Source organism: Acidiphilium acidophilum, assembly GCF_033842475.1.
GTDB lineage: Bacteria > Pseudomonadota > Alphaproteobacteria > Acetobacterales > Acetobacteraceae > Acidiphilium > Acidiphilium acidophilum.
Genome location: NZ_JAWXYB010000018.1, coordinates 180,475 through 197,898, shown reverse-complemented (window position 1 = coordinate 197,898; position 17,424 = coordinate 180,475). Strand labels below are relative to the sequence as shown.

Annotated in this window: 17 protein-coding genes; 11 read left to right on the top strand and 6 right to left on the bottom strand. The window is 66.0% G+C overall.

What is annotated here, in order from left to right; all coding sequences use genetic code 11:
* Nucleotides 1–16: 16 nt before the first annotated feature.
* Nucleotides 17–916: an acetylglutamate kinase gene (gene argB / locus SIL87_RS03585; RefSeq protein ID WP_319612845.1), complete on the top strand. Its 900-nt coding sequence runs from the start codon at nt 17–19 to the stop codon at nt 914–916.
* A 30-nt stretch (nt 917–946) separates the two neighbouring features.
* Here argB and SIL87_RS03580 read toward each other — a convergent pair whose 3' ends face one another.
* Nucleotides 947–1,447, bottom strand: coding sequence for a DUF2147 domain-containing protein (locus SIL87_RS03580; RefSeq protein WP_319612844.1), 501 nt, complete (start codon nt 1,445–1,447; stop codon nt 947–949).
* Nucleotides 1,448–1,724: 277 nt separating this feature from the next.
* Between SIL87_RS03580 and SIL87_RS03575 the strand changes: the two genes are divergently transcribed.
* The 3 genes from SIL87_RS03575 to clpA all read left to right on the top strand — a co-directional run bounded on the left by SIL87_RS03575 (nt 1,725) and on the right by clpA (nt 5,747).
* Entirely contained in the window at nt 1,725–2,738 is a 1,014-nt protein-coding gene (locus SIL87_RS03575) for a lipid A deacylase LpxR family protein (RefSeq protein WP_319612843.1), read from the top strand.
* Between the two features lie 134 nt (nt 2,739–2,872).
* On the top strand, nt 2,873–3,202 hold the full coding sequence (gene clpS / locus SIL87_RS03570; protein WP_319615896.1) for an ATP-dependent Clp protease adapter ClpS: 330 nt from the start codon (nt 2,873–2,875) through the stop codon (nt 3,200–3,202).
* 214 nt (nt 3,203–3,416) lie between these two features.
* Complete coding sequence (gene clpA, locus SIL87_RS03565) at nt 3,417–5,747, top strand: ATP-dependent Clp protease ATP-binding subunit ClpA (RefSeq protein WP_319612842.1); 2,331 nt, start codon at nt 3,417–3,419, stop codon at nt 5,745–5,747.
* Between the two features lie 63 nt (nt 5,748–5,810).
* On the opposite strand, the gene SIL87_RS03560 is transcribed toward clpA, so the two are convergent.
* The 5 genes from SIL87_RS03560 to ykgO all read right to left on the bottom strand — a co-directional run bounded on the left by SIL87_RS03560 (nt 5,811) and on the right by ykgO (nt 11,947).
* Nucleotides 5,811–7,550 carry a hypothetical protein gene (locus tag SIL87_RS03560; protein WP_319612841.1) on the bottom strand — a complete coding sequence of 580 codons (1,740 nt, stop codon included), beginning with the start codon at nt 7,548–7,550 and terminating at the stop codon, nt 5,811–5,813.
* Nucleotides 7,551–7,673: 123 nt separating this feature from the next.
* Entirely contained in the window at nt 7,674–9,044 is a 1,371-nt protein-coding gene (glcF, locus tag SIL87_RS03555; protein WP_319612840.1) for a glycolate oxidase subunit GlcF, read from the bottom strand.
* A gap of 12 nt (nt 9,045–9,056) precedes the next feature.
* The gene (locus tag SIL87_RS03550; RefSeq protein WP_319612839.1) at nt 9,057–10,235 is read right to left on the bottom strand and encodes an FAD-binding protein; all 1,179 of its coding nucleotides are present in this window, start codon (nt 10,233–10,235) and stop codon (nt 9,057–9,059) included.
* On the bottom strand, nt 10,232–11,695 hold the full coding sequence (locus tag SIL87_RS03545) for an FAD-linked oxidase C-terminal domain-containing protein (RefSeq protein WP_319612838.1): 1,464 nt from the start codon (nt 11,693–11,695) through the stop codon (nt 10,232–10,234). The genes SIL87_RS03550 and SIL87_RS03545 overlap by 4 nt, the downstream gene beginning before the upstream one ends.
* A gap of 126 nt (nt 11,696–11,821) precedes the next feature.
* Entirely contained in the window at nt 11,822–11,947 is a 126-nt protein-coding gene (gene ykgO / locus SIL87_RS03540) for a type B 50S ribosomal protein L36 (protein ID WP_076454557.1), read from the bottom strand.
* A 150-nt stretch (nt 11,948–12,097) separates the two neighbouring features.
* Between ykgO and SIL87_RS03535 the strand changes: the two genes are divergently transcribed.
* From SIL87_RS03535 to dxr, 7 genes are read left to right on the top strand one after another with little or no spacing between them, the layout of a single operon-like run.
* Nucleotides 12,098–12,547 (top strand): hypothetical protein, encoded by a 450-nt coding sequence (locus SIL87_RS03535; RefSeq protein ID WP_319612837.1) that lies wholly within the window; start codon nt 12,098–12,100, stop codon nt 12,545–12,547.
* Nucleotides 12,544–13,488: a D-amino-acid transaminase gene (locus SIL87_RS03530; RefSeq protein ID WP_319612836.1), complete on the top strand. Its 945-nt coding sequence runs from the start codon at nt 12,544–12,546 to the stop codon at nt 13,486–13,488. The genes SIL87_RS03535 and SIL87_RS03530 overlap by 4 nt, the downstream gene beginning before the upstream one ends.
* Nucleotides 13,489–13,497: 9 nt before the next feature.
* Nucleotides 13,498–14,232, top strand: a complete 735-nt coding sequence (gene pyrH / locus SIL87_RS03525; protein ID WP_319612835.1) for a UMP kinase — start codon at nt 13,498–13,500, stop codon at nt 14,230–14,232.
* Between the two features lie 10 nt (nt 14,233–14,242).
* The gene (frr, locus tag SIL87_RS03520) at nt 14,243–14,809 is read left to right on the top strand and encodes a ribosome recycling factor (protein ID WP_319612834.1); all 567 of its coding nucleotides are present in this window, start codon (nt 14,243–14,245) and stop codon (nt 14,807–14,809) included.
* An 8-nt stretch (nt 14,810–14,817) separates the two neighbouring features.
* Nucleotides 14,818–15,555 (top strand): polyprenyl diphosphate synthase, encoded by a 738-nt coding sequence (gene uppS, locus SIL87_RS03515; protein WP_319612833.1) that lies wholly within the window; start codon nt 14,818–14,820, stop codon nt 15,553–15,555.
* Complete coding sequence (locus SIL87_RS03510; protein WP_319612832.1) at nt 15,552–16,241, top strand: phosphatidate cytidylyltransferase; 690 nt, start codon at nt 15,552–15,554, stop codon at nt 16,239–16,241. The genes uppS and SIL87_RS03510 overlap by 4 nt, the downstream gene beginning before the upstream one ends.
* Nucleotides 16,232–17,407: a 1-deoxy-D-xylulose-5-phosphate reductoisomerase gene (gene dxr, locus SIL87_RS03505; RefSeq protein WP_319612831.1), complete on the top strand. Its 1,176-nt coding sequence runs from the start codon at nt 16,232–16,234 to the stop codon at nt 17,405–17,407. Before SIL87_RS03510 ends, dxr begins: the two co-directional genes overlap by 10 nt.
* Nucleotides 17,408–17,424: the final 17 nt, after the last annotated feature.

Sequence of the window (17,424 nt, the reverse complement as noted above, 5' to 3'; positions counted from 1 at the left end):
CTGGGATCTCGCGCCGATGATCAATACCGACCGCCACGCCGACGCCGCCGAACAGGCCCGGATCGTGGCTCTCGCTTTGCCCTATCTGCGCCGTTATGCCGGGGCCACAATCGTGGTGAAATATGGCGGCCATGCGATGGGCGAGGAGGCGCTGGCCGATGAATTCGGCCGGGATATCGCGCTGCTCAAGCAGGTCGGGATCAATCCGGTCGTGGTTCATGGCGGTGGGCCGCAGATCAATGCGATGCTGTCGCGGCTGAAAATCCAGTCCACCTTCGTCGATGGGTTACGGGTGACCGATGCCGCGATGGTCGAGGTGGTCGAGATGGTGCTGGCGGGGACCGTCAATAAAATGGTTGCCGGGCTGATCAATCGGGCCGGGGCGCTGGCGGTGGGGATCTGCGGCAAGGATGGCGGATTGATCCGCGCGCGCAAGCTGACGCGCAACCGGCGGGCGCCGGAGGGGGCGATCGAGCATGCGCTCGATCTCGGGTTCGTGGGCGAGCCCGAACATGTCGATGTCCGGGTGATCCATGCGCTGACCGGGGCCGGGCTGATCCCGGTGATCGCACCGGTGGGTGTGGGCGCGGATGGGGCGACCTACAATATCAATGCCGATACCGTGGCCGGAGCGATTGCCGGGGCGCTGGGGGCGAACCGGTTGCTGATGCTGACCGACGTGCCGGGGGTGCTCGATCGCGATGGCCGGTTGATGGCGGATCTGACAGTCGAGCAGATCGATGCGATGCGCGAGGACGGCACCATTTCCGGCGGCATGATCCCGAAAGTGGAGACCTGCATCGCCGCGATCCGCGACGGGGTGAAGGGGGCGACCATTCTCGATGGCCGGGTTCATCACGCCTGCCTGCTCGAACTGTTCACCGAAGGCGGGATCGGGACGCTGATCCACGCCTGAGCGGCGGGGCGTCCCGATCGGTGCGTTCGTTCAGTCGTTGCCGTCGATGACGGGCTGGTTGGACTGGGCCATCTGGGCCTGATTGATCCGGCACGAGGACGGGACCGTGCCGGAATAGCGCATCCAGTGCTGGGTCTGGCCGAAGATCGGCAGGCCGAGATAGCCGCGCAAGGCGAGTTCACCGGCGCGGGTGACGTGAAATTCCGCGTGGTATTGATTGCCGTTGCGCGGATCGACGATGCCGCCGTGCCAGGTGGCGCCGCGCGGGGCCGAGGGGCGGATCAGTTCGAAGCCGCACTGTGGCTGCCCCCGGTAATCGGTCGGGATTGCCGCGCCATGATCGAGCATCAGCCCGACGATATGGCCGCAGAGGCCGCCCTGGCTGGTGCAGGGCGCGATCTGGACCACGGCACCGCCGCGCCCGGTCAGCCAGTCGCCGACGGGGGAGTTCGCCGGGGCCGGGGCCGCGAGGGCGGCGCCAGCCCAGAATGTGCCAAGGATGAATGTTGCAGTCGCGAGCAAGCGTTTCATGACTAAAGTCCGTTATTCCTGTAAACCGTCCGAAAGAGTGGACGAGCGTCGGGTTAACCTGAGTTAACTTCGCTTTCGAATGATAACTTACTCTACGATCGACGAATTGGAACGGATGCAAACCTCATGGGTTCCATGCATTCATTGCGGAGGTTTCGATCACGCTGTTGCAGAATCCTCACAGACGGGCTTGCTTCCGGCCATTGGCGGACCAATAAAGCTAACCGCATCTCCATTTTTCGGGCGGCGGCGTCCGATATCAGTTAGGACTTCCTGTATGACCCGATCGCTGCCGATGATTGCCCTGTGCGCCGCTTCGCTGTGCTATGCGGCTTCAGCTGCGGCGCAGACCACCCCCTCTTCGACCTCGGGGTTTCCTTCCGGTACCTGGACGATCCAGGATGAGAATGCCTCGATCAGCACCCAGAGCCTGACCGATCGCTATTACGTCAATGGAGTGCACATCGGGTTCACCTCGCATGTCGGCGATGTGCCGGATGCGGTGGCGAATTTCGGGCATGATCTGGTCGGTGCCGGCGACCAGCGGATCAGCATCAGCCTGACGCAGAAGCTGTTCACGCCCAATTCGACCAATCTGATCGATCCGCCGACCAATCAGGAGCCGTATGGCGGCTCGCTGCTCGGGACGTTCGAACTGATTCAGGACACTTCCGGCAGCCGCACCGTTCTCGGCTTCGATGCCGGGGTGGTCGGGCGCGATGCCGGCGGCGAGATTGTCCAGAACGGGTTCCATTCGATCATCGGGCAGAGCGGCACCCATGGCTGGGCCTATCAACTGCCTTCGGAACCGGCGTTCGATGTGCTCGCCTCGCGGACGTGGCGGGTGGGCATGGCGAAATTCGGCAACGGGCTTGAAATCGACGCCCTGCCGCAACTCGCCGGTGAGGTGGGCACCACCGAGGCGTATATCGAACCGGCCATGACGTTGCGGATCGGCGAGGGGCTGAATTCGGATTTCGGCGCGCCGCTGCTCCGTCCCGGCCCTTCGGGCTCGGATGCGTATCGTCAGACCCGGCCTCTGGTGTGGTACGTGTTCGGCGGCGTGGCGGGCAAGTTCGTCGGGCATGACACGTTCCTGTCGGGGGCGGATTTCCAGTCGAGTCGCGCGGTCAACCCGACCCATGCGGTGGGACAACTCGACGCCGGCATTGCGGTGATCTGGCATGGGGTGCGGTTCAGCTACACCCAGGTGTTCCAGACCCGGCGCTATGTCGGTCAGGTCGGTGGCATCCACGAGTACGGATCGCTCGCGGTTTCGGCCAAATTCTGAGGCCCGGGCCGGCAGATCCCGCCGGATGTGGCGCTTCCGTTCACGGATAATCGAGCGTCATGCGCAAATTTCCCCTTCCCCATCGGGGCGAGGTGTGGATATGCTGCGTTCAGGTATGGATAGAGATAAGGTTGATGTCTGGCTCTGATCGTCGTGGCACTGGCAATGGTCTTGGAACCGGGGTGGCAACCCGGACACGGACCAAGACGCGCAAACCGGCCCTCTACAAGGTGCTGATGCTCAATGACGACTATACGCCGATGGAATTCGTGATCCATGTGCTCGAGCGGTTTTTCTCGAAGAGCCGCGAGGAAGCGACACGGATCATGATGCATGTGCACCGCCGCGGCGTGGGCGTGTGCGGGGTGTTCACCTACGAAATCGCCGAGACCAAGGTGACCCAGGTGATGGATCTGGCCCGGCAGAGCCAGCACCCGCTGCAATGTACCATTGAAAAAGAATAGACTTTTGGAAAAGACCGCGACCGCCGATATTTTTGCAGATGTGATCCAGGTTTGGTCATCATTGCGAAAGATTTGCGCGGTATCATGTGTCTGTTCTGATACGCTGACACGACTGCCGACAACGACTCGTGATTTCGCGGCGGACCCGCCGTATCGGGCTTGACCAAGGCGGCATGGGCCGCTTGCCGGAAGCCCGGCTAGGAGTGAATTGGATATGCTGTCTCGCAACCTGGAACAAACCCTGCATCGCTCTCTGGCATTTGCTGCCGAGCGGCGCCATGAATACGCCACACTCGAACATCTGCTGCTCGGCCTGATTGACGATGCCGATGCGCTCACCGTGCTGCGCGCCTGCGGTGTCGATATCGAACGGCTCCGCCGGGAGACGACCGAATTTCTCGACAAGGACCTTGCCGGGCTGGCGACCGACCGTGCCGGTGACCCCAAGCCCACCGCCGGCTTCCAGCGCGTCGTCCAGCGCGCCGCCATCCATGTCCAGTCCTCCGGCCGCGACGAAGTGACCGGCGCGAACGTGCTGGTCGCGCTGTTCTCCGAGCGCGAGAGCCATGCGGTGTATTTCCTGCAGGCGCAGGACATGACCCGGCTCGATGCGGTGAATTTCATCAGCCACGGCATTGCGAAATCGCCGGGGCGCTCGGTGCCGCGCACGCCTTCAGGCAGCAGCGCCGAAAATCCCGAGGCCGAGACCGAGCAGAAGCCCAAGCGCGGGCAGGACGCGCTGGCCAATTACTGCGTCAACCTCAACAAGAAGGCCCAGTCCGGCAAGATCGATCCGCTGATCGGGCGCGAGATGGAAATCGAGCGCACCATCCAGATCCTGTGCCGCCGCTCGAAAAACAATCCGCTGTTCGTGGGCGATCCCGGTGTCGGCAAGACCGCGATCGCCGAGGGGCTGGCCAAGCGCATCGTCGATGGCGATGTGCCGGAGGTGCTGGCCAAATCCACGATCTACTCGCTCGATATGGGCGCTCTGCTCGCCGGAACCCGCTATCGTGGCGATTTCGAGGAGCGGCTGAAGGCGGTGGTGTCCGAACTCGAAGCGTTGCCGGGGGCGGTGCTGTTCATCGATGAAATCCACACCGTGATCGGCGCGGGTGCCACGTCGGGCGGGGCGATGGATGCCTCGAACCTGCTCAAACCGGCTTTGTCGTCCGGGGCGCTGCGCTGCATCGGATCGACCACCTACAAGGAATTCCGGACCTATTTCGAGAAGGATCGGGCGCTGGTCCGGCGGTTCCAGAAGATCGATGTCAACGAACCCTCGATCGACGATGCGGTGAAAATCCTGCGCGGACTCAAGGGCGTTTACGAAAAACACCACAAGGTCCGCTATACCGACGATGCGATCCGCGCCTCGGTCGAGCTTTCGGCGAAATACATCCACGACCGCAAATTGCCGGACAAGGCGATCGACGTGATCGACGAGGTCGGGGCTTCGCGGATGCTGCTGCCGGAAAACAAACGGCGCAAAACCGTGACCTTGCGCGATGTCGAGGAAATCGTCGCCAAGATTGCGCGGATTCCGCCCAAATCGGTCTCGGCGGACGACAAGGAGACGCTGCGGACTCTGGAGCGCGACCTCAAATCGATGGTGTTCGGTCAGGATTCCGCAATCTCGGCGCTCTCCGCCGCGATCAAACTGGCCCGCGCCGGGCTGCGCGATGCCGAAAAGCCGATCGGGTGCTACCTGTTCTCCGGCCCCACCGGCGTCGGCAAGACCGAAGTGGCGCGGCAGCTTGCGAGTACGCTCGGGATCGAACTGACAAGGTTCGACATGTCGGAATACATGGAGCGGCATTCGATTTCGCGGCTGATCGGCGCACCGCCGGGCTATGTCGGGTTCGATCAGGGGGGCATGCTGACCGATGCGATCGATCAGCATCCGCATTGCGTGCTGCTGCTCGATGAAATCGAAAAGGCCCATCCGGATCTGTTCAACATCCTGTTGCAGGTGATGGATCACGGCAAGCTGACCGACCATAACGGCAAGAATGTCGACTTCCGCAACGTCATCCTGATCATGACCACCAATGCCGGGGCGGCGGACATGGCCAAGGCCGCGATCGGGTTCGGGCGCGAGGTGCGCGTGGGCGAGGATGAAGAGGCGATCAAGCGGATGTTCACGCCGGAATTCCGCAACCGGCTGGATGCGATCATTCCATTCGCTGGCCTGACGCCGGAGATCGTGGCGCAGGTGGTCGAGAAATTCGTCATGCAGCTCGAGGCCCAGCTGGCCGACCGCAACGTGACGATCGAGCTTTCCTCCGCGGCCAAGGAATTCCTGGCCGAACGCGGCTACGATCCGCTCTACGGCGCGCGGCCATTGGCCCGGGTGATCCAGGAGCTGATCAAGAAGCCGCTGGCGGAGGAACTGCTGTTCGGCAAGCTGGCGAGCGGTGGCGCGGTGAAGGTGAGTTTCCGCGATGGCGCCCTGGCGTTCGATATCGCCGAGGCACCGAAGGCGGCCTTGCCGAAGCCGGAAAGCGATCAGGAAGAACAATCCCCGCCGCAGGAAGTTCAATAATCCTACGGCAGTACGGCAAAGGACCGGTCGTGGCGCAGGCTGCGACCGGTTTTTTTTGCGTGGTCAGCGCAGCGGTGGGGTGCGGACCCGGTAGAGGCTGAAACCGGCGGCGCGGTCGGTCCCGGCGGGTTTCAGCCATATCGGGATGTGATGATGGGCGAGCATCGTCCATAGGGCCGATCGCGGCGCGCCGGTAAGCGGCGGCGGATCGGGCGAGTCGTTGCAGAAAAGGACGAAGCGGGCATCGGTGGCGCGAACCGCAGCGGGCAATCGCCCCGCCGCATCGGCGCGCCACGCGTGATACGCCAGAAGATAGAACGCCACGCCATGCTGATAGAGCGACCCGACGCCAATCATCCGGCTGCGGTAGAGCAGTTCCGGCACATCCTCGACCGGGGCAAGCACCACCGCTCCCGCTGCGGGGCGGAGCAAAGGGCCGATGTGGCGGAGATGGCAGGCGTTCACCGGAGCAGCGGGTGGGATGCTGGCGAAAGCCGGCGTGTAGGGGGCGAACAAGGTGACCGCGATCATCGATACCCGGGCGAGAGCGGCGCGGCGAGGCTGGCGCGACCAGCGGGCCGAAGCGTCCGCGAGGGCAACGGGCAGGAGCAGGGCAGCCGCAGCGGCGGGGTAAGGCGCGAAAATCACGAACTGCGCCGTCAATCCCAGGGCAAGGCCGGCGCCGAGGGCGCCGATCAGCCAGACACCGCAGGCGGCAGGTGAATGCCGGTTGCGCGCCACATTCAGGAGCGCATAGGCCAGGGCGAGGCCGCCGGGACCGAGCAGCATCGCCGCCTGGACGAACCCGTGCACCGGCTGGGTTTCCGACATGTTGCCGAAGAAGACGCGCATTTGGTCGGCGGGGATCAACCCATACGGCCCGAGGGCGACGGTGGGAAACCGTGCCAGCCAGAGGGCGAAGGCGAGCAAGGCACCGCCGAGCCCGAGGATCGCGCGGGGTAACGGCGGGTGATTGCGGCGATCGAGCCAGGCGAGCCAGAGCCCGGCGAGGGCAACGGCGATGCCGAGCGCGGCATAGACGATCGAGAGCCGATCGATCTCGGGGACCAGCGGACCGCCATGGGGTGGATCGATGACCAGAGCAAGCGCGAGGGTGGCGGCAAACCCGCCGCCGAGCCGGGCGATCGCCCCGCCGATCGGGCGGAACAGCCACAGATAGCCGAGTGCCACGAAGATCAGGAGCACGAACGGCATGGTCTCCGGCATCATCCAGATGGCCAAGCCGCCCGCAATGCCGCCGCTCAGGCTCGCGGCGGAACGGGCAGTTCCCGACTGGCCGAGTCGCAGTGCGTATCCGCCGGTCAGGGCGACGAGCGCGATCTGGGCGATGTGGTAATGGATGATGCCGAACGTGGCGAAGCTGCGGAGTCCCGGCAGGAGCAGGCCGATGATCGGGACCGTCCAGAGAAATGAGGCGCGAGGGCCATGCAGCCGGGTGAGTGGCGCCGCCGCAAAGGCGATGCTGACGGCGAGGGCGGCGACCGAGAGCGGTCCCGTGGCGACACCTGCGACGAACAGCGCCCGGTGCCACCCCAGCCACGGCACCAGCGGCGCCGCGAGACCGACGATGAGCGCATCGAACAGGCGCGACCATTCGATCAGCAGGGGCGTACCGAGATCGTCGCGCTGCACCATGTTGACCAGATGGCCGATGCGAAGCCCCTGCTCGATGCGAACGAGGCGCATGAAACTGTCGGGGTCGATCAGCCCGCCGCGCAGGACCGCCGGGACCGAGCGCGCGCTGGTCAACAGATTGATCGCGACCGCGACGAGCGCGAGCAACCCGTAAGCGCGAGCATTTGCGCGTGATGCTGTTCCGGATACTGTTCCGGATGCTGTTCGGGGCGGCGACCTCTCCATCGGCCCAGTCTGTCACCGACAGGTTGAGGCGGGGTTAACGCCGCATCAGGTCCAGGTCGATTCCTCATCCATGAAGGCCGCGGCAACCGGGCGGGTCGCCTCGATCGCCGCGTCGCTCGGCAGGGCGGCGGGACGGGGACCGCCCGCCATCCAGTCGAGTAACGCGACGGTATGGATCGTCGGCAGACCGGCCCCGCCGAGCTGGGTGAGGCAGCCGATATTGCCGCCCGCGATCGCGTGGGGTTTCAGCGGCATGATGGTATCGAGTTTGCGCTGGCGCAGCTGACCGGCGATTTCGGGCTGCAACAGATTGTAGGTTCCCGCTGAACCGCAGCACAGATGCGGATCACGCGGCTCGACCACGGTGAAACCGGCCCGCCGCAGCAGGGATTTCGGCGCATCCGTGACCCGCTGGCCGTGTTGCAGCGAGCAGGCGGCGTGATAGGCGATCACGATCGGGCGCTCCATCGTCCGGCTCGGCTGGTAATCGAACCTTGCGAGCAGTTCGGTGATGTCGACCGCGAGGGCGGCGATCCGCGCCGCCTCGGCGGCGAGGGGCGTCTCGCGCAGCAGGAAGCCGTAATCCTTCAGCACGGTGCCGCAGCCCGATGTGTCGGTGACAATTGCATCGAGGCCGGTGGTGTCGAGTTCGCGCGTCCAGGCAGCGACATTGGCGCGGGCGAAATCGAGTGCCGCCGCATGCTTGCCGAGATGATGGGTGAGCGCGCCACAACACCCGGCCCCTTTGGCCACCACCACCTCGATCCCCATGCGGGTCAGCAGGCGGATGGTGGCGTCGTGGATTCCGGGGTCGAGCACCTGCTGGGCGCATCCCGCGAGCAGGGCGACCCGGGCGCGGCGTTCCCCGATCGCCGGGAACACGCCGGGCCGCTCGGTCGCGCCCGCCGGGGGCAGGCGACCCGGCGCGAGTTTGAACATCGCCCGGAGCCGCTGGCTCATCACGCTGCTTCCGCCGATCAAACCGGCTGCGATACCGCCGATCGCGGCACCCCGAAGCGCGAGGCGTAGACGGTCGGGATAGGGCAGGATCGCGGCAAGGACGGCTCGCAGCAGCCGGTCGTGCAGCGGGCGCCGGTAGGTGGTTTCGACGACGACGCGCGCATGGTCGATCAGGTGCATGTAATCGACGCCCGAGGGGCACGTGGTCATGCAGGCGAGGCAGGACAGGCAGCGGTCGAGATGGAACGCGACCGGCGTGCTGGCCGGGGCGCCGGTTTCGAGCATGTCCTTGATCAGGTAGATCCGGCCACGCGGGCTGTCATCCTCGTCGCCTACCGTGACGAAGGTGGGGCAGGTCGCGGTGCAGAAGCCGCAATGGACGCAGGAGCGCAGGATTTTATCGGCGACCGCAATCTCGGGGTCGGCCAGTTGGGCGGCGGAGAAATTGGTCTGCATCGGATTCCGGTTTCAGGCCGCGAACATGCGCCCGGGGTTGAGGATGCCGGCGGGATCGAAGGCGGCGACGACCCGCTGACGGATCGCGGCGAGGCCGGGCGGGATGCGCGGCATGGCATCCTCGCTCAGGCGCAGGCGCTCCGGGGCGCGTAACAGCCACCATTCGCCCTTCGCACGGCGCGCGGCGGCGATCACGGCGGCATGGGCTTCATCGGTGGCAGGGCCGGTGAGGAACACGAGGCCGCCGCCCCAGTCGAGATAGCCGAACAACCCGGCGGCGTGGCCGGCATGGAGGATCGAGGCCCCATAGGAGGGACGGACCGATATTTTCCAGACCGCATCGCCCGGCTGGATCGGCAAAGGTTCGGCGTCACGCACCGCGCGCCAGAGGGTCAGGCTGGCCGGCGTGTCGAGGATGTCGGCGGGGCCGAACTTTTTCAGCAATCCTGCCAGCGCCTCGGTGCGGTAGGCGACCGAGGCGGCGAAATCCTCGATCCGGGCGATGGTGACGGTGTTTTCGAACCCGACCGCCATGGCGGCTTCCTGCGGCAGGTAGGCGGCGCCGGAGACCGAGAACGGCGATCCAAGCGCCACCGACAGGGCGCGTACCGCATCGTCCGGGCGCAGGCCGCGTATCATCACCGTACCGGTGGCCTCGGGCTTCGGCAGGATTTTGAGAGTGAGTTCGGTGATCACGCCGAGCGTCCCGTAGGAGCCGGCGAACAGCTTGCACAGATCGAGACCGGTGACGTTCTTGAGCACCCGCCCGCCGGAGCGGATGATCTCGCCACGCCCGGTGGCCGCGCGGATGCCCATCAGGTGATCGCGCATCGCGCCCCAGGCGATGCGGCGCGGTCCGGACAGATTGGCTGCGACGATGCCGCCGATCGTCTGGTCCGGTGCGTCGAGAAACGCGTACTGAGGCGGCTCGGCAATGAGGTGCTGGCCGCCCTCGTCGAGTTTCGCCTCGACCGCCGCGAGCGTGGTGCCGGCGCGGGCGGTGATGATGAGTTCCTGCGGCGCGTAGAGCGGAATCCCGGCGAAGTTGCGCGTGCTGAGCGTGTCGGCGGTCTGGGTCGGACGCAGGAAGCCGCCTTTCGAGCCGAGTCCCTCGATCGTGAGCGGCGTGCGCGCGGCCGCTGCAGCATCGATCGCGCTGGCGAAACCCGCCTCGTCCCCGGGGGCGATCATGCGGCCTGGGGCAAGGCATCCGGCCCTGCGGACGCTGTGCCGGGCTGCAGGGGAAAGACCTTCGCGGTGTTCAGCAGCCATTCGGGGTCGAACGCCGATTTGACCCGGCGCTGCTGTTCGAGCTCAATTTCGGTGAACTGCACCCGCATCAGATCGCGTTTTTCGACACCCACGCCATGCTCGCCGGTCAGGCAGCCGCCGACTTCGACGCAGAGGCACAATATGTCCGCACCGAACGCCTCGGCCTTGTGCATGCTGGCGGGATCGTTCGCGTCGAACATGATCAGCGGGTGGAGATTGCCATCCCCGGCGTGAAAGATGTTCGCCACCTGCAGCCCGTATTGCGCGCTCATCTCGCCGATCCGGCGCAGCACCAGCGGCAGCGTGCTGGTCGGGATGGTGCCGTCCATGCACAGATAATCGGGCGAAATCCGTCCCACCGCGCCGAACGCGCCCTTGCGGCCCTTCCAGATCGCCGCCGATTCCTCGGCCGATTGCGATACTTTCAGGCTGATCGGGTTGAAGCGGGCGCAGATTTCCTTGATCCGGCCCAGCAGCCAGTCCTGCTCGGCGACCGAGCCCTCGACCTCGATGATCAGCATCGCCTCGGCATCGAGCGGATATCCGGCATGGGCGAAGGCCTCGCAGGCGTGGATTGCCGGGCGATCCATGAATTCGAGCGCCACCGGGATGATGCCCGAGGAGATGATCGCATCGACACAGGCCCCCGCGACCTCGTTGCCGTCGAACGCCGCGAGCATGGCACGGGTGCCTTCCGGCGCGCGCAGGATGCGCACGGTGATTTCGGTGGCGATGCCGAGTTGACCTTCGCTGCCGATCACGATGCCGAGCCAGTCATACCCGGCGGTGTCGAGATGGGTGCCGCCGAGTTCGAGGATCTCCCCCTCGATGGTGACCAGCTTGATGCCGAGCACATTGTTCGCGGTCACGCCATACTTCAGGCAGTGCGCCCCGCCGGAATTCATGCCGATATTGCCGCCGATCATGCAGGCGAGTTGGCTCGACGGGTCGGGTGCGTAGAAAAATCCATCCGCCTCGACCGCCTTGGTGATGCCGAGGTTGGTGACCCCCGCCTGCACCACGGCGTAGCGGTCGCGATAATTGACCTCGACGATCCGGTTCATCCGCATCATGCCGATCACCACGGCATCCTCCAGCGGCAGCGCCCCGCCGGCGAGCGAGGTCCCTGCCCCGCGCGGCACCACGCGGACGCCGTTTTCGTGGCAGAAGCGGAGGATCGCCGCGACATCCTCGGTGGTTTCGGGCAGCACCACGGCGAGCGGCATCTGGCGATAGGCGGACAGACCGTCGGTTTCGTAGGGTTTCAGCTTGGTCGGGTCGGTGATCACGCCACGATCGCGCATGATGGCGCGAAGCCCCTGATGCACGGCATCGCGCCGCGCGAGCACATCAGCCTTGGGTTTTGGTAGCGAAATCATTGGGACCACCCTTCAAACGAGGGTTGTATCATCCACAACGTGTAACGCAAAGCATTCCCGAACTTCGGCCGGCGCATAAGTCCAGCCGGTCGCGATGCGGCGTCCGCAGGGAACGCCGCGCTGTCTTCAGCCCTGGCGGGCTTTCATCCGGGGGTTCTTTTTGTTGATCACGTAGACGCGACCATGACGGCGGACAACGCGGCAATTCTTGTCGCGGGCCTTGGCGGAACGGAGGGAGTTACGAATTTTCATGATATCTGTCTCGGGTCTGTGCGTTCGGGTTGCGCGGCTTATGGAAAGACGGGGCCGATCTGTCAACCGGGCGGGCTGGGACCGGGTGCCCCGGATTGACGGCGCGGGCACGGGGTCGCATGGAATGGCGTTTACCGATGGAGCGATGGAATGGCGGCGCGCGAGCGAATTTCGGGCCAGCGGATCGGCATGATGCTGACGGGATTTCTGATGATCACGCTGATCGGGGTGTTTGCGACCTATGCGTCGCCGATCCCCGGAATGCGCGGCGTGATCGTCGAGGCACAGCTCGCGCAGGCCGCCGCCTCGGGCGATGCGGGCACGATGCGGGCGGCACTGGTGGCGACCAAGCCGCTGCTCGGGATCAACGGGCAGAAGACCCTGGCTACCTTGTCCCCCGACCCAGCCGGCATGGCGCGGGCCGCCGTGGTGCTGAACCACGCGACCTTGCAGGCGAGCAACCTCGTGTCCTACCGCATCCGCCTCATGGTGATCGTGATCGGTATCCTCGCCGCGGCTTTCGGCATCGCCGTGCTCGGCATTCGCGACAGCGGCCCGATGAACCCGGTGGCCGTTCCGCCGGAGGCGACCAAGCCATGAGCCGGATCGCCTATGTCAATGGACGGTACTGCGCGCAGTCCGAGGCGTCGGTGAATATCGAGGACCGGGGCTATCAGTTCGGCGACGGGATCTATGAAGTGATCCATATTCATGAGGGGCGCTTCGTCGATACCGACCTGCACCTCGCGCGGCTGGCGCGCTCCCTGCGCGAAATCGCGATCCCCGCGCCGATGGACGATGCCGCATTGCTGGTGGTGCTGCGCGAGGTGGTCCGGCGCAACCGGGTGCATGAGGGGATCGTCTATATGCAGATCACGCGCGGCGTGGCCCGGCGCGATCATGCGTTTCCGCGCCATGTCAGGCCCGCGCTGGTGATCACCGCGCGTCACGGGGCGGCATTTCCGCGCGATCTGGCGTCCTGGGCGGGCAGCGCGATCACGGTGCCCGACATCCGCTGGGGCCGCTGCGACGTGAAGACCGTCAACCTGCTGGCAAACTGCCTCGCCAAGCAGAAGGCGCGCGAGGCCGGATGCTACGAGGCGATCCTGATCGATCGCGACGGCATGGTGACCGAAGGCTCCTCGACCACGGTGTGGGCGGTGGATGCGGCGGGCGTGCTGCGGACCCGGCATCTCGACGACCATATCCTGCCGGGGTGCACCCGCGCCGCCCTTACCACATTGTTGCACGAGGCGGGCATCGGCTTCGAGGAGCGCGGCCTCACCGAGGCGGAGTTCCGCGCGGCGCGCGAGATATTCCTCACCAGCGCCACTTCGTTCGTCAAACCGATCGTCAGGCTCGACGGCGCACCGGTCGCCGATGGCGCACCGGGTCCGGTCACCGCGCGCCTGTTCGAGCTGTTTGCCCGTCACGCCGATGGCCCCGCGCATAACACGGCCAACCGGCTTGCGCCGGACGCGACTGGCCGGCTTGCGACCGATGCCGCTGGCCGGCTTGCGCCGGCGGCCGGAATCGGATGAAACGCCCCCATGATCACCAATGAAGCCAAACCGCACTATCGTCGCGCGCTGCTGAAAATCTCCGGCGAGGCCCTGATGGGCAAGCGCGACTACGGGCTCGACACCGAAACCGTCGCCGCTATCGCGCAGGACGTGGCCGATGTGGTGGCGACGCGGGCGGAGGTCTGCCTCGTGATCGGCGGGGGCAATATTTTTCGCGGGATTTCCGGGGCCGCCGGCGGGATGGATCGCGCCCAGGCCGATTATATCGGCATGCTGGCCACCGTGATGAATGCGCTCGCCATGCAATCCGCCCTCGAAAAATGCGGCGTGCCGACCCGGGTGCAATCGGCGATCCCGATGTCGGCGGTGTGCGAACCCTATATCCGCCGCCGGGCCGAGCGCCATATGGAAAAGGGCCGCGTGGTGATTTTCGCCGCCGGCACCGGTAATCCGTTCTTCACCACCGACACTGCCGCGGCATTGCGCGCCACCGAAATGAAGTGCGACGTGCTGCTGAAAGGCACCCAGGTGGATGGCGTCTATTCCGCCGATCCGCGCAAGGTCGCGGATGCCGAGCGCTATCACGAACTGACGTATCTGGAAGTCCTGTCCCGCGATCTTTCGGTGATGGATGCGGCGGCCATCAGCATCGCCCGCGAGAACGACCTGCCGATCATCGTGTTCAACATCCGCGCCCCGGGCGCCTTCGCCGCCGTGATGCGCGGCGAGGGCAAGTTCACCCGCATCTTCGAACAGCACTAGGAAGCCGCCCATGCCCGTCGATCTCGACAGTATCACCCAGGACCTGTCCCGCCGGATGGACGGCGCGATGGACACGCTCAAGCGCGAATTCTCCGGCCTGCGCACCGGGCGGGCCAACCCTGCCTTGCTCGAACCGGTGAAGGTGGAAGCCTACGGCACCATGATGCCGCTCAATCAGGTCGCGACCATCGCTGTGCCGGAATCGCGGATGCTGACGGTGCAGGTCTGGGATCGCTCCATGGTGAACGCGACCGTCGCCGCGATCCGCGATTGCGGCCTCGGCCTCAACCCGCAGCCGGACGGCCAGATGATCCGCGTGCCGCTGCCCATTCTCACCGAGGAACGCCGCAACGAACTTGCCAAGGCCGCCGGCAAATATGCCGAGGGAGCCCGCATCGCGGTGCGCGGCGTGCGGCGCGACGGGATGGAAACCATCAAGGCGCTCGAAAAGAAGCACGAGATCGGCGAGGACCAGATGCGCGACTGGTCGGACGCGGTGCAGAAACTCACCGATGCGATGATCAGGAAAATCGACGAATTGTTGGTTGAAAAGGACAAGGATATCCGTCAGGTCTGATCCCCGACATGTCGAGCCAGCCGCCGCCGCTGATCCCGCGCCACATCGCCATCATCATGGATGGCAATGGCCGCTGGGCCGCGCGCCGCAGCCTGCCCCGCGCCGCCGGCCATCGCGAGGGGGTGCGCGCGGTGCGGCGGACCATTGAGGCCTCGATCGATCACGGCGTGCGGTGGCTCACCCTGTTCGCGTTTTCCTCGGAAAACTGGCGGCGTCCCGTGGATGAGGTAACCGACCTGACGTTTCTGCTGCGGCATTATCTGCGCTCGGAACTCAAGGAACTGGCCGAGGCCGGGGTGCGGCTCCATGTGATCGGCGAGCGCGACCGGTTCGGCCCGGCGCTCGACCAGGAACTGGCCGATGCCGAGGCGCGGACCGCGGGCAATGAGAGGTTGAATCTCGTGATCGCCCTGTCCTACGGGGCGCGCGCCGAGATCGTCGCGGCGGCGCGGCGCATCGCGCTCGAAGCGCGTGCCGGCGCGCTCGATCCCGCCGCCCTCGATGAGGAAGGTTTTACTGCCCATCTCGCGACCTCCGGCATGCCGGACCCCGACCTCGTGATCCGCACCAGCGGGGAGCAGCGCCTGTCGAATTTTCTGCTCTGGCAGGCCGCCTATGCCGAGCTGATTTTCGACGATACGCTCTGGCCCGATTTCGGCCCGGCCAATCTCGCCGCCGCGATCGCGGAATACGCCCGGCGCGATCGCCGGTTCGGCGCGCGGCCCGCCCCTGTCGCGGCGCGATGAGTGCCCAGCTGACCGCCCCCGTATCCCGCAAGGCGAAGTTCCAGGATCTCGGCATCCGCACCGCCTCGGCGGCGGTGCTGATCCCGGTGGCGCTGTTCGGGCTGATCATGGGCGGCTGGGTCTGGGCGCTGCTGATTCTGGTGTTCGTGGTGGGCATGCTGCGCGAGTGGCGGGCGTTGAGCCATCATGTGCCGCCGCCGCGCACGGGGTTCCTGCTCGCGGGCCTGCCCTACGCCATCGTGCCGGCACTGTCGCTGCTCTGGCTGCGGATGCAGCCGGATACCGGGCTGGACGATGTGCTGTTCCTGCTGCTCGTGGTGTGGCTGACCGATATCGGTGCCTATATCGTGGGGCGCATCGTCGGCGGCCGCAAACTCGCCCCCGCGATCTCGCCGGGCAAAACCCTCAGCGGCGCGATCGGCGGGCTCGTCATCGGCTGCCTCGCCGGGATGATTTTTGCCGGCGGGCCGCTCGGCATTCTCCCCGCCGCCGTTCTGTCGGTGGTCTCGCAGATCGGCGATCTGGCGGAAAGCGCGTTGAAGCGGCGGCTCGGCGTCAAGGATTCCGGCAACACCATTCCCGGCCACGGCGGTCTGTTCGACCGGCTGGACGGGGTTCTCGCGGCGGCTCCGGTTGCCGCCCTGCTCGCAGCACTGGCCCAGGGAGGCTTACCGCTATGGCGGTGAAAACCGTGACCATCCTCGGCTCGACCGGCAGCGTCGGCACCCAGACGATCGACCTGCTGATGGCCGAGCCGGACCTTTACCGGGTCAACGCGCTGATCGCTGGGCGTAATGCGACCCTGCTGGCCGAACAGGCCCGCGCGCTGCGCCCCGATGTCGCGGTGATCGCCGATGAAGCGGGCTACCCAGCCCTGCGCGATACTCTCGCTGGCAGCGGCATCCGTGCCGAAGCCGGGCGGGAGGCGGTGATTGCCGTATCGGCGGTGCCGACCGACTGGACCATGGCGGCGATTACCGGCACCGCGGGGCTGGAACCCACCCTCGCCGCCGCGCGCAATGGCAGGGCGATCGCGCTGGCGAACAAGGAAGCGCTGGTTTCCGCCGGGGCGGTGTTCCTGCGCGCCATCGCCGATGCCGGGGCGATGCTGCTGCCGGTCGATTCCGAGCATAACGCGATTTTCCAGTCCCTCGCCGACGGCAATCGCGCATCGCTCGAAAAGATCATTCTCACCGCATCGGGCGGACCGTTCCGGGACGCGAGCCTCGCCGAAATGCGCGATGCGCCCCCCGAGCGGGCGCTCAAACACCCGGTCTGGTCGATGGGGGCCAAAATCTCCATCGATTCCGCCACGCTGTTCAACAAGGGGCTCGAAGTGATCGAGGCGGCGCGGATCTTCGCGCTCGCGCCGGATGAAATCGAGGTGCTGGTCCATCCGCAATCGATCATCCACGGCATGGTCTGCTACCGCGATGGCAGCGTGCTCGCGCAGATGGGCGCGCCGGACATGCGCATCCCGATCGCCCACACCCTCGCCTGGCCCGCGCGGGTCGCCACCACCTCGCCCCGGCTCGATCTGGCCGCCGCCGGGCAGTTGAGTTTTTTCGCGCCGGACCCGATCCGGTTTCCCGCCCTTCGCCTCGCACGCGAAGCCCTCGAAGGCGGCGAGGGTGCCTCGACCGTGCTGAACGCCGCCAATGAAATCGCGGTGGCGGCGTATCTGGCCAAACGCATCGGATTTCTCGACATCGCCACCTTGGTCGAACGGGTGATGCAGCGCCTCGGCGCGCCGCCTCTGGCCGACCTTGCGGCGGTGCTCGCGCTCGATGCCGAGGCGCGCGCCATCACGGAATCGGAACTCACGACGAAATTCGCCTCCCGCGCGGCCTGAACATCCTATATAGCGGA